This is a genomic window from Nitrospira sp. NS4, from assembly GCF_049546785.1.
GTDB lineage: Bacteria > Nitrospirota > Nitrospiria > Nitrospirales > Nitrospiraceae > Nitrospira_D.
In genome coordinates, this window is sequence record NZ_JBMWAN010000001.1 from 124,490 (window position 1) to 137,052 (window position 12,563).

11 protein-coding genes are annotated in these 12,563 nt (G+C 60.3%); 7 read left to right on the plus strand and 4 right to left on the minus strand.

Annotated features, from left to right (window positions below):
* Nucleotides 1-103 precede the first annotated feature (103 nt).
* The 3 genes from ACO9S2_RS00610 to ACO9S2_RS00620 form a co-directional block, all read right to left on the minus strand.
* Nucleotides 104-1,294, minus strand: a complete 1,191-nt coding sequence (locus tag ACO9S2_RS00610) for a class I SAM-dependent methyltransferase (RefSeq protein WP_423719820.1) — start codon at nt 1,292-1,294, stop codon at nt 104-106.
* Between the two features lie 38 nt (nt 1,295-1,332).
* Nucleotides 1,333-2,700 (minus strand): glutamate-5-semialdehyde dehydrogenase, encoded by a 1,368-nt coding sequence (locus ACO9S2_RS00615; protein ID WP_423719821.1) that lies wholly within the window; start codon nt 2,698-2,700, stop codon nt 1,333-1,335.
* 124 nt (nt 2,701-2,824) lie between these two features.
* The gene (locus tag ACO9S2_RS00620) at nt 2,825-4,099 is read right to left on the minus strand and encodes an NTP/NDP exchange transporter (protein WP_423719822.1); all 1,275 of its coding nucleotides are present in this window, start codon (nt 4,097-4,099) and stop codon (nt 2,825-2,827) included.
* Nucleotides 4,100-4,200: 101 nt separating this feature from the next.
* Here ACO9S2_RS00620 and ltaE point away from each other — a divergent pair, with 101 nt between their 5' ends.
* The 7 genes from ltaE to ACO9S2_RS00655 all read left to right on the plus strand — a co-directional run bounded on the left by ltaE (nt 4,201) and on the right by ACO9S2_RS00655 (nt 11,645).
* Nucleotides 4,201-5,232: a low-specificity L-threonine aldolase gene (gene ltaE / locus ACO9S2_RS00625; RefSeq protein WP_423719823.1), complete on the plus strand. Its 1,032-nt coding sequence runs from the start codon at nt 4,201-4,203 to the stop codon at nt 5,230-5,232.
* A 67-nt stretch (nt 5,233-5,299) separates the two neighbouring features.
* Nucleotides 5,300-5,524 carry a hypothetical protein gene (locus ACO9S2_RS00630; RefSeq protein ID WP_423719824.1) on the plus strand — a complete coding sequence of 75 codons (225 nt, stop codon included), beginning with the start codon at nt 5,300-5,302 and terminating at the stop codon, nt 5,522-5,524.
* Between the two features lie 2 nt (nt 5,525-5,526).
* Entirely contained in the window at nt 5,527-6,312 is a 786-nt protein-coding gene (locus ACO9S2_RS00635; protein ID WP_423719825.1) for a hypothetical protein, read from the plus strand.
* Between the two features lie 123 nt (nt 6,313-6,435).
* Nucleotides 6,436-7,980, plus strand: a complete 1,545-nt coding sequence (gene zwf / locus ACO9S2_RS00640; protein ID WP_423719826.1) for a glucose-6-phosphate dehydrogenase — start codon at nt 6,436-6,438, stop codon at nt 7,978-7,980.
* A 456-nt stretch (nt 7,981-8,436) separates the two neighbouring features.
* Nucleotides 8,437-9,405 carry a BACON domain-containing protein gene (locus tag ACO9S2_RS00645; RefSeq protein ID WP_423719827.1) on the plus strand — a complete coding sequence of 323 codons (969 nt, stop codon included), beginning with the start codon at nt 8,437-8,439 and terminating at the stop codon, nt 9,403-9,405.
* A 374-nt stretch (nt 9,406-9,779) separates the two neighbouring features.
* Entirely contained in the window at nt 9,780-9,962 is a 183-nt protein-coding gene (locus ACO9S2_RS00650) for a hypothetical protein (protein WP_423719828.1), read from the plus strand.
* A 456-nt stretch (nt 9,963-10,418) separates the two neighbouring features.
* Nucleotides 10,419-11,645, plus strand: coding sequence for a BACON domain-containing protein (locus tag ACO9S2_RS00655; protein WP_423719829.1), 1,227 nt, complete (start codon nt 10,419-10,421; stop codon nt 11,643-11,645).
* A 591-nt stretch (nt 11,646-12,236) separates the two neighbouring features.
* Here ACO9S2_RS00655 and ACO9S2_RS00660 read toward each other — a convergent pair.
* On the minus strand, nt 12,237-12,560 hold the full coding sequence (locus ACO9S2_RS00660; protein WP_423719830.1) for a thioredoxin family protein: 324 nt from the start codon (nt 12,558-12,560) through the stop codon (nt 12,237-12,239).
* Between the last annotated feature and the right edge of the window lie 3 nt (nt 12,561-12,563).

Below are 12,563 nucleotides of genomic sequence, written 5' to 3' on the forward strand. Positions count from 1 at the left end.
CGCATCTTAGCGCAATTCACAATCGATTCGCTATTCATCCCTGCCGGAAATTCCGGAAGTATCCGGGCAGTGCCGGCCCATCGCCGGGTGGACACAGCCGCCCTCAAGGGGCAGCCACAATCTCCTGGTAGTACCCTTCCAGAACGGCCACACGAGCCGGCGCGACGATCACCAGCTGCCGCTGATCAAAGGTGTTCGCACAGTAGAGATAGGCCCCGGCTGAGATCGTCCCGAGTTCGACATGGAACTGGCGCCCGTCCGCTTCTTGTCGAGTGCACTCGTTCATCACCGTTCGATCAACCAGCCGTTCCCATGCCTGCTGCGCAGAGGGCCAATGGTTTTCATAGAGCGGTGCGTCCGGATCACGCGGCCGGCCGTGCAACGCCCCGGCATCAAACGGCTGACCTTCATCCGGATCCGGCGATTCATCCCACGCCCGGCTCCCCTCGCCATCATTTTGCATAACATAGAACGGCCCGTCGTCGGCCACTTCTTCCACGAGCCGGTAGCGAATGAGTTCCGGCTGTTCGGCTAACTGCCATCCTCTCGCCGCCAACGCCCGCTGAAACGGCACCCGCCGCGCGAGTTGCCTGGTTTTCTCAAAGGCAATACATCTTCCTCCCGGCGACAGGAGGCCAGTCAGCCGATCAAGTCGAACCCCGACGCCCGTTCGTTGCTCAAAATCAGCCTGCAGGCGGCTATCCCGAGCACGTTCGAACGTCTGCCAGCTCCGGCTCGGAATGCCGGGATCCTGCTCGGCCTGCACGAGTGCGTGGGTGGCCACGATGAGGTCATAGGAAGCGGCCTGTGGCGCCGTTTCGACGTCCTCACAGTGGAAGCAAACATTTGTCAGGCCAAGCCGCTCTGCCTGCTGCCGCGCCGCCGCGATTGACGCCGGTGATCGGTCGATCCCTACGAATTGTTTCTCAGGGTAGCGCCGGGCATAGAATGTGGTGAGAATCCCGACCCCGCAACCGACATCCAGCACGGTATTGGCTGAATTGATGCGGGCTGCCACACGCCACCCGATCCCGCAGTAATACTCGTACCGCTGGCTGTAGAGGACAGGAAGGATGTGGGGCTGCGCGGTCAGATCATAGAACGCGATTTCGTCGCGGGGATCCCCGCTCCGTTTGCGCTCAACCTGCCGGTTAAGTTGATTGAGATCTGCGGCAGAGAGGGTCTTCCGCTGCCAGGCGAAGTAGTCGGCATCCGACAGGACATGCCGGAGTCCCCATCGGGCCAGATGTGCCTCCAGCGCCGTTCGTTCCTCGTCTCCCCTGTCGCTCGGCACACTTTCCTCTCGACGACAGCCGCCCGGCGAGTCACCGGTCACGCGCGCTTGAGCATAATCGCGTCTTCGTAGGTATCGGGAACCGGATGCGGATACCGCAGCTGCCCGCCGCCGAATACGACATACTTTTCATTCGTCAGTTGCTCGAGCCCGATCGGCCCCTTCGTCTGAACGCGTGAAAGATTGAGTCCGATGTCCGGTCCCGCCCCGTAGCTATCGCCGGCATTGAGCCGTGATGACGCATTCACCATCACCGCCGTCGCATCGACCTCGCGAGTAAACCGCAGGGCGTTATTATAATCCGAGGTGGCAATCACCGCTGTCAGGACGGGGCCGTGTTCCGCGATATGCGCCAGCGCCTCATCGAGGCCGGCCACCATCTTGATCGCCAGAACCGGCGCCTGGAATTGCCTGTTCCAATCCTCCTCAGTCGCCGGCTCCACCGCCTGGTGCCCGGTCATCGCCATTTGCCCCATCAGAGCCACTGTTTTGGGACACCCGATCACCCTGATCTTGTACTCATCGAGCAACCGGCGAATCAGGGCAGGCAGGAAGGGCCGCGCGACGGCCTGCTGCACCAACAAGGTGTCGATGGAGTTCGGCGCGGACGCCTGTTGTATTTTGGAGTTGATCACCACATTCTGCGCCATGGGGATATCGGCATCCGCATCGACATACGCATGGCTGATGCCGCCGTCGTAACACAAGATCGGCATCTTTGCCGCATCCAGGACGGTCTTGCGGAGACCGGCTCCGCCGCGAGGAATGATCCCGTCCACGCTCTTGCCGGCCCGCATGATTTCCATCGCGACCTCCTTTTCAGGCCGATCGATGAACAACCACGCACCGGACGGAACCCCCGCCAGCTCCGCCGCTTCGCGCAACCCGCTTTCGATCGCCTGATGCGTCCGGCTCCACTCAAAGGCTGCGCGGAATACGCACACATTGCCGGACTTAAGGCAGAGCGCCAGCGACTCGACGGTGATCAGGGGTTTCAATTCCGAGATGACCGCGATCACGCCGATCGGTACACGCACCCGGCTGACCTGAAGACCGTCCGGCCGCTCCCATCGCTTCGTCACAGCCCCCACCGGGTCGGGCAGGTCGGCGATCACACGCAGGCGATCGGCCATCTCCTTCACATCGTCCGCCGTCATTCGCACACGGGTCACCGCTTCCTTCACCCGCTCCCCCCGCGCACCTTCACCCAAGAGCGTCTTGCCGACCGCCTCCACATCAAGGTTGTTTGCAGCCAGGATCGCGGCCTCATCCTGCTCAAGCCGGTCGGCCATCGCACGCAGCGCCTTTTCCTTCACCGGCCCCTGAAGCAACGCAAGTTGACCCGTGACATCGCGACATGTTTTCAACAGTTTATCGATGTATATCTTAACTGGAACTTCAGGCATATCGAGGCCCCTTCCCTGAGGAGTTCTTCGCAGAATACCGCGCGGACTATAGCATGCGATTTTTTCGAGAGTAAAGCCGACCGTACGGTCCCGTGCCCTGCCCATTTATAGGCAGGGGCAACGCTTACCCGACCGGCGGCGGGACACGCCGGCTGTGCTCAAGAGCCAGCCAGCGGCTGAGCCAGGCCCAGAGAAACATGACCGGAATGAGAGCCCACGCGATGTGGATGGTGGTCACCCCGAGCGCCTTGACGCCCGACACCAGCCACCCGGTCGAGGCATCCCCGCCGCGTGAGACCGCCGTATCGATGAAATTCTTCGCCTTGTATTTCTCCTCCCGGCTGACCACCGTGAAGAGAACTTCGCGAGCCGGTTTGGACAAGGCATATTCACCCACCCGCCGCAGGACGGAAAACACTACATAGACGACGAGTCCTGGCCAGAGTGCGACGCCGAGAAAACCGACAAGGCTGATGAAAGGGAGAAACAACAACGCGGACACCAGGCCAAACCGGCCCACCAGACGATTGGTGATCAAAATCTGGGTCAGCCACGTGAGGATGTTCGTGGCAAAATCCATACTGGAAAAGAGACGCGTCCGCGCCTCCGGCGTGGCAACATAGTCCGCCACGAGACGGAGCTGTTCGAAATACAGAAAGGTGGCAGTCATAGTGAGCATGGCAAGATACCCGCAAATCCCGAGCAAATAGGGAGAAGAAACGGCCAGGCGCACACCCGCCAGCACCCCGCCGCCTATCGGCTCCCCGGCATGTTCGTGACGGAACGCAGCCCGGTCACGCCCCCACACCTCCAACCGGTAGATGCATCCCATACAGACAAACAGGAAGAGCGCCGAGACCGGCATGAGCACCGGAACCGGGAACAGATAGGTCAGACCGGTTGTGAGCAAGGGCCCCAAGAGGGCGCCCGTACTCCCGCCTGCCGCAATCAGGCCGAAAAGCCGCACCCCCTGCTCCGGAGAAAACATATCCGCCATAAAGCTCCAGAACACGGAGACGACGAAGAGGTTGAAGACGGACAACCAGACGAAGAACACGCGCGCGACCCACTCGGGATGCCACTGGCTCATCATCGCGACGAAGAAACACAGCAGATGAGTGATGAAGAAGAGATAGACCGACAGCAGCAGCCTGGCGCGCGAACATCGCGCCGACACAAATCCAAACAGGGGTGTCGCCACCAGCAGCGTCAGGAAGGTCCCCGTCATCATCCAGGGAAGATGCTGCACCCCGCCTTCGATCGCCATCTCGTCGCGCACCGGCCGCAGGATGTAGTAGCCGCAAAGCAGACAGAAAAAGTAGGCAAAGGACCAGGACAGCGGCACCCGCTCATCCGCCTCGACCTTGATCCATCTCCAGATGACGGAGCGCGCGGGCATCCTGTTCCACCTCATGCCCGCGACAGTGCCCGACCGCTCCACTCTCCTGCAAGGAGAAAATTTGCTAGAATGCGCACCGTCAGGCTTTGACAGGAGGCACTATGATCGATCTTCGCAGCGACACCATCACCCTCCCCACCGATGCGATGCGCAAAGCCATGGCGCGGGCTGAGGTCGGAGACGACGTCTACGGCGAAGATCCCACCGTCAATCGCCTCCAGGAGATGGCCGCTGCGCTGCTGGGAAAACGCGCCGCCCTCTTCGTGCCCTCCGGGACCATGGCGAACCAGCTCGCCATTCGCGCCCACACCCAGCCGGGCCAGGAAGTCATCGTCGAGAGCACCGCCCACATCGTGCGCTACGAACAAGGCGCCGCGGGCGCCCTGGCCGGCGTGCAACTCCATTGGGTCCCGGGCGACCGCGGAATCATGACCGCGGACCAGGTCGAAACGGCGATCCGCCCGAAGGACCCCTACAGCATCCCCACCGGATTGATTTGTATCGAGAACACGCACAACAGCGGCGGCGGCACCATCTACTCTCTCTCGACGATCGAAAAGATCCGCGCCATCGCCACGAAACACGGCATCCCCATGCACCTCGACGGCGCGCGTCTGTTCAATGCCGTGGCGGCCACGACCCTGCCGCCCGCCACCTATGCGCAGCATTTTGAAACCGTCTCCTTCTGCCTCTCGAAAGGCCTCGGCGCACCGGCCGGCTCGCTGCTGGTCTCCAGCGACACCCAGTTCATCGAGAGGGCCCGCCGCTTCCGCCGCATGTACGGAGGCGCCATGCGCCAGGCCGGCATTCTGGCGGCCGCCGGCATCTACGCCCTCGAACATCATGTGACGCGCTTGCGGGAGGACCACGACCACGCCAGGAAACTCGCACGCGCCCTGTACCAGATCCCCTCCGTCCGCATCGCGCCGCAACACGTCGAAACCAACATCGTGATGTTCGAGATCCCCGAGCATCGCCTCACACCGGCCGAACTCGTCGCCCAACTCAAACAACACGGCGTGCTGATCCATACCGTGGGCGGGCACCGGTTCAGAGCCGTCACGCATTTGAATGTCACAGCAAAACAAATCGATGAAGCAGTCGAAATCTTCGCGCGTGTCATCGGTTCGTGAGACGTGTCCGTTGACACCTCCTTTCCGCGACACATACAATGCCGTTCATCAATCAGCGAGAGACCCCATGCCCCTCCAAATGGTTTCGTTTCAACATATCAGCCGCATTCTCGAAGTGACCGATGCGCTCGGACTCGACCGGGAGTGGGTCGAAATTCCTCTCTCACCGGAGAGCCCCGGCCTGGTGCGCAAACTGACCAACGGCAAGCTGGAAATCATCGTCGACGCGGAACAGCCGTTCGACCAATGGCTCACGTCGCTTCCGGCCCAGATTCAGCAGCTGCACGGATGACCATGGACCTGAACGTATCGTCTCCGCTCCCCACGCGGGAAGAACTCAACGCCGAACTCCTGGAGGTCCCGGAACCGCCCGAGCAACCGGCGACCCCCGAGCCCCCCGGATTCGACGACAGCGTCGCGATCGCGCTCAAACATATCCGCGGACGCCGTGGCGGCGATCTCACCGGCATTCTCATGGTCGGGTCCGGCGCACGCCGCGCCATCACCCCGCACAGCGATATCGACCTGATCGCGCTCGTGAAGGGAGACCGGGAGGGACATGAAATTCTCCGGGCCGGCGAACGCCTCGTCGATATCCGCTATTATGGGTACAAGCTTGTCGAGGACGAATTAACCTATTCCCTCGTTCTGCCCTCGCTCCTGCGAAAAGCCCGTGTCCTCCACGATCACGAAGGAGCCTGCGGCACCCTCATCGACAAAGCCAATCAACGGTTCCGGCAGGGCCCCCCGACCGCCTCGATGAACGAGCAGATCCGCCTCAAAGCAGAATGCCTTCACTGGCTGGGCAAGGCCCAGGACGTCACGGATAAACCGGCCCTTGCTCAATATCTGCTCAATATCTTCTTTGAGGAGTCTACCCAGGCCTTCTTTCGCATCCGGGGATTCTGGCTGACCGCTCCCGTGGACATTCATCGCTTCATGTCGTCCCGCGAACCGGCGCTGGCCGATCTGGCCGCCCGCTTCCTCCTCGCCTCCAACGTGGCCGACCGGCTCAACTTCGGACGACAATTTGCCGATCTCCTCTTTAAGGACATCCCGAATCCGGCACGGATCGACTAGAGGCATCGATCTGCAGAGAGGTCGTCCGCGTCCGTTGCGGACTTCGATACGCCGGAAGACAGGGAACCAGTATCCCTACGTTCACGGGAGACCGCTGGAGCGTTTTCCCTCACAGGCACTGACATGGCACCCACTGACCACCGAAGCGAAATCAACCCGACCCAGGAAACCCTGCCGCCGGTCGAGCCCTGCACGCTCGTCATTTTCGGCGGATCGGGCGATCTCGCCAAACGCCGGCTGATCCCGGCGCTCTACAACCTGCTCCTCGACGGCCTCATGCCGTCGAATTATGTCGTGCTCGGACTCGGCCGCAAACCGATGAGCGACGAAGAGTTCCGCGCCGCCGTCCGCGACGGTGTCGCGAAACATTCCCGCCAGGCGCTGATCGCAGATACGTGGAACGCCTTCGCCCGCCACCTCTTTTACATGGCCGGTGAAAACGACGATCCGAATACCTATGTCCGGCTGAAGGCTCGCGCCGAAGAGCTTGAGCGGACCTTTCAATTGCCGGGAAACCGCATTTTCTATCTCAGCATCCCGCCCAGTTCCTTCACCCCCGTGTGCGAAGGCTTGTCTGCGTCAGGGATCGCGGCAAAAGCGGGCGGCGAGACCTCCTATGCCAGGATCATCGTGGAAAAGCCCGTCGGGCGCGATTTGAAGTCGGCGCAGGAGATCAATGCCGTCACCGGTCGCGTCTTCGACGAGTCGCAAATCTTCCGCATCGATCATTACCTGGGAAAGGAAACGGTTCAGAATCTCATGGTCGTGCGGTTCGCCAACAGCATCTTCGAGCCGATCTGGAACCGCAAGTACATCGACCACGTGCAGATCACCGTCAGCGAAGCGGAAGGCGTCGGCACGAGGGCCAGCTATTATGAAGAAGCGGGGGCGTTGCGCGACATGGTGCAGAACCATCTGCTCCAACTGCTCTGCCTGGTCGCCATGGAGCCGCCCTATTCGCTCGACCCCGATGTCGTCCGCAACGCCAAGATGGAAGTGCTTCGCTGCCTGCGCCCCATTACCGGAAAGGACGTCGAGCAATTTACCGTGCGGGCGCAATACACCGAAGGCACAGCCCACGGCGAACCGGTGCCCGGGTATCGGCGTGAAAAAGGCGTGAACTCGACATCGACAACGGAGACCTACGTGGCCGTGAAGTGCTTTGTCGAGAACTGGCGCTGGTCCGGCGTGCCCTTTTATCTGCGCACCGGCAAGGCCCTTCCTCTCCGCGCCAGCGAAGTCGCGGTGCAGTTCAAAGACATTCCGCAGATTCTCTTCAACGCCAACGCCCAGGCCCCGCAGGCGCCCAACGTCCTGACACTCCGCATCCAGCCGGAGGAAGGCTTGTCACTCCGGATCGTCTCACGCGTACCCGGTACGAGAGCCCAAACACATCCGGTCGAAATGAATTTCAAATACGGGGAAGTGTTCGGCAAACCGTCTCCCGAAGCTTACGAGCGGCTGCTCCTGGACGTGATGGCCGGCGATGCGTCACGCTTCATGCGGCGCGACGCGGTCGAAGCCTCCTGGGCCTGGATTACGCAAATCCTCGAAGGCTGGGAGCAGCTCGGCCAGCGCTGGCTGCCGGAATATCAAGCCGGCACATGGGGGCCCGTCGAAGCCGACCGCCTCATACAACACGACGGCCGCGCCTGGCGCACCCTGTAGAGACGAGCCCCAACCAACCCGACTGCGCTGCCCCTCTCAACTTACTCAGCTCACTGGTTAAACCATAAAATAGGCGAGAGAGACCAGAGCAAACGGCCGGTCCTCGTTCAATTTTGTCACAATCCGTACGCAAACAACTCTATCTCCTAACCTCTCAGAAACGCTAGCGTTTTATTGTCCCCCTAAGATTTCCCACAGTACCCTGGACATCACCAACCATCTCAGCCTCACCACTGTTCTCGCCACTGTTGATTTTCCTAGTATTTTTTCTGCCCATTCTCCTCCTGCTACGGCACGCACCTTGCCATTACTACCGCTGTGAAGGGGGTGAATAGTCCCCCTCTTCGAATCACCGATTCCGTTGCGTAATCCGACATGGTCGCTGCTTTTTGAGAAGTTGGCTTCTCCTGGATGGGTGCGCCTGCTGCCGGAAAATACGCGAAGAGGAGAATTCACATGAACCTGATCAAAGTCATCGCTGGCGTCCTGATGTTGTGGTCGAGTACTGCGTGGAGCGCCACGTTGACGTGGAACACCAACAGTGACTCTGATCTGGCAGGATATCGCGTGTATCAATGCAGTGAGCTCCCCTGTACACGGGCATCCGGCAATGCGTCCTCTCTCGCCACCGTGGGAACGGTGACGAGCTTCAACATCGGGACGCCCTCCGCAATTCAGTACTACTTTGTCACGGCCTATGATGTATCCAGCAATGAGTCGGACGAGAGCAGCGTCGTGACTTACACCCCCGCCCCCGTGCCCCCCGCCATCGGGATGACACCGATAAGCCTCTCGTTCGGCACGACCGTGGGTGGCCCCAACCCCGCGGCCCAGACCTTGAACATCAGCAACACAGGGGGCGGCACCCTCAGCTGGAGCACCAGCGACAACGCCGACTGGTTGACGCTGAGTCCGGCCTCGGGCACAGGGAATGGCGTGGTGACGGTGAATGTGAGCGCCGGCGCTTTGGCGGAAGGTCGCTATAGCGCAAGCATCATCATCAGTGCCACCGGAGTCTCCCCGATGACCGTACCGGTGACGTTCACCATCTCCTCCGCCCCTCCGGTCATCGGGGTCAGCCCGACAAGCCTCACCTTTGTTGCGACAACAGGCGGCAGCACCCCCCCGAACCAAACCTTGAGCTTCAGCAACACGGGAGGCGGCACCCTCAGCTGGAGCGCCAGCGACAATGCCGCCTGGTTGACGTTAAGTCCGACCTCGGGCACAGGGAATGGCGTGGTGACGGTGAGCGTGAACATCGGCACCTTGGCCGCCGGCACCTACAATGGCACGATCACGCTCACTGCCACCGGTGCCCCCACCGTCACCGTGCCGGTGACGGTGACCGTCGATACAACCTCCGTGACCTATCAACGCCCGCAGAGCCCAACCGGGCTGCGTTTCCTCGGTTGGTTCTTCAGGTAAAATCTGTCTGGTATTGGGATGAGAACAGCCTTGTTCGCAGGATGCTCACAATCCTCACGCACTACACATTGTGGTGCGTGAGGGGCAACCTCCTGAGGGTTTCCGTTGTGTTTCTGGTTCAACCAGACAAACCAGAGCAACCGGAGCCAGCCATCCCATCAGTCCCACCCGGCGAATCTGCTGGTGCGTTAGCCGTCAGCCCTATGGATTTGAGCCGTCAAAAGCGTGAGGAACCAACTCATGCGGTCATCCTTCAATAAACAGAGTCGGCGCCGCATCCTCCGTTTTCAGAATGACACAGGCCCGCATGCTAGAGTCATGACCTGCTCCCTCCGTGTTGTATTCTGAGACGTCGCAAGAAGGCGCCCCAGGGCTTGACGGAAGGCGATGCGTCAGATTTCATGCGGCGCGACGCAGTCGAGGCCTCCTGGGCCTGGATGACACAAATCCTCGAAGGGTGGGAGGAACCCGGGCAACGCTGGCGGTCGGAATATCACGCCGGGACGTGGGGACCAATCGAAGCCGACCATCTCATTGAACACGACGACCGCACCTGACGCACGCTGCAGACACGAGCTACAACTAACCCGATTGCGCCGCCTCTCGACTTACTCAGCTCTCCGGGTGAACCGTAATAAGCGAGGGAGACCCCCAAAATCAGTCGGTCCTGGCTCTCCGGATGGTGTTCGGACCTGTAGGCAAACAACTACGTCGTCTACCCCCTGAGAAACCTCGAATTCCAGCAATCTCCTGAAATTTCCTACAGTATCTTCAGCATCACCAGCTATCTCGTTCTCATTGTTATTGATTTTCATAGCGTTTTATCAATCAAATAATTTTCATTTTATGGCATGCACTTTGCTCATACGCCACAGTGAACGGGGTGAATAGTTCCCCTCTTCAGATCGCAAATTCCGTTGTGCAATCCGACATGGTCGCTTCTTTTGGAGAAGCTGACTTCTCGGGTGGTGGGTGTGCCTGCTGCCGGAAAATACGCGAATAGGAGATTTCACATGAACCTGATCAAGGCTATCGCTGCTGTCCTGATGTTTGCGTTGTGGTCAAGTACTGCGTGGAGTGCCACGTTGACGTGGAACGCCAACACCGACTCGGACCTGGCAGGATATCGCGTGTATCAATGCAGTCTGCTGCCCTGTTCACGGGCATCCGGCAATGCGTCCACTCTCGCCACGCTGGGACCGGTGACGAGCTACAATGTCGGTACGCCGTCCGCAATCCGGTATTTCTTTGTCACCGCCTATGATGTAGCCAGCAATGAATCCGGCGAGAGCAGCGTCATGACCTACACGCCCCCGACCACGGCACCGGTCATCGGGGTGAGTCCGACGAGCTTTTCCTTCAGTGCGACACAGGGCGGCGCCAACCCCGCGTCCCAGACTTTGAATATCAGCAACGCGGGGGGCGGCACCCTCACCTGGAGCGCCAGCGAAAATGCCTCCTGGTTGACGGTGAGTCCGACCTCGGGGAGCGGGAATGGATCAGTGACGCTGAGTGTGACCACCGGCAGCCTGGCGGCCGGTAGCTATAGCGGCACCATCACGATCAGTGCCACTGGAGCCACCTCGGTCACTGTTCCCGTGGCGTTCACCGTCACTACAGGCAGCACGACACCGCGCATCGGAGTGATGCCGACAAGCCTCTCCTTCGGCACGACCGTTGGTGGCCCTAACCCCGCATCCCAGACCTTGAGCATCAGCAACACAGGGGGCGGCACCCTCAGCTGGTGGCTCAGCGACAACGCCACCTGGTTGACGGTGAGCCCGAATAACGGCACAGGGAACGGCACGGTGACGGTAACTGTCAGCGCCAGCGGGTTGGCGGCAGGTACCTATTATGCCAGCATCACCATTGGTGCCACCGGGGCCTCCAATGTCACCGTGCCAGTGACATTCAACATCTCCTCCTCCTCTACCACGACTCCGCGCATCGGGGTCAGTCCGACGAGCCTCACCTTCATTGGGTACGTAGGCGATAGTAACCTCCCGTCCCAAACCTTAAGCATCACCAACACGGGAGGCGGCACGCTCACCTGGAGCCTCAGCGACAATGTCGCCTGGTTGAAAGTGGATCCGACCAGTGGCACAGGAAATCGTGTCGTGGGAGTGACTGCGACCCCCGGCTACTTGGCTGCCGGGACCTATTATGGAAACATCACCATCAGTGCCACCGGCGCCACATCGGTTACCGTGCCGGTGACGATGACTGTCCGACCGCGGTAAACCTTGTCTGTAACGGGATGAGACCGCTCTGCCCGCAGGGTGCTGACAATCCTCACGCACCACAAATTGTGGTGCGTGAGGGGCGAGCTCCTGCGGGCTTCTCTTGTCCATCTGGTCTGTCCGGTTCAACCAACCGGCCAGACCAGGGAAACCAGATCACACCATCCCGTGAGTTTACTCACCTACCCTGCTATTGAATAAGCCGTCAGTCCAATGGCTTTGACCCGTGATATGCGCGAGGAGCCAGGTCAGTGATCCTCATTCATTGGACTTGGTCCGGGCCGAATCCGCCCTTTTCGCAATGCAGCACGGCGGCAGGCTGTGGAAATGATCTGCTCCCTCCATGTTGCATTCTGAGAGGTCGCAAGGAGGCTGCTCCCGGACATGATGGCGGGCGATGCGTCACGTTTTGATGCGGCCCGACGCGCGTCAAAACCTCCCGGGCCTGAGTGACGCAAATCCTTGAAGGATGGGAGGAACCCGGACAACGCTGGCTGCCGGAATATCAAGCCGGCACATGGGGACCGGTCGAAGCCGACCGTCTTATTGAAAACGACGGCCACGCCCGGCAACCAGGATGCATCTGACCTATCACCTTACATCCAACTGCTTGCGAATCTCTTCCTTCTTCCCCAACCCGCCGATGAAGCGCTCGAATGATCCACTGCGATAGAGGGCCAGCGCGGGAAGCGAGGAGACTTCCAGTTCGGCAGGGATCTGGTAGTTCTCCTCGACATTCATGGTGAGGACAACGATCTTCCCTTCCAGTTCCTCCTGAAGCTGCTCCAGTTGAGCCATCAAGGCTCGACAGTGTCCGCAACCGGGCTTCCAAAACTCCACCAGCATGGGAACCGTGCCAGATTCAACCATCCGGTCGAAGTCCGCATCGGTCACCGGCTGGAGTCGTAAAGACATCGT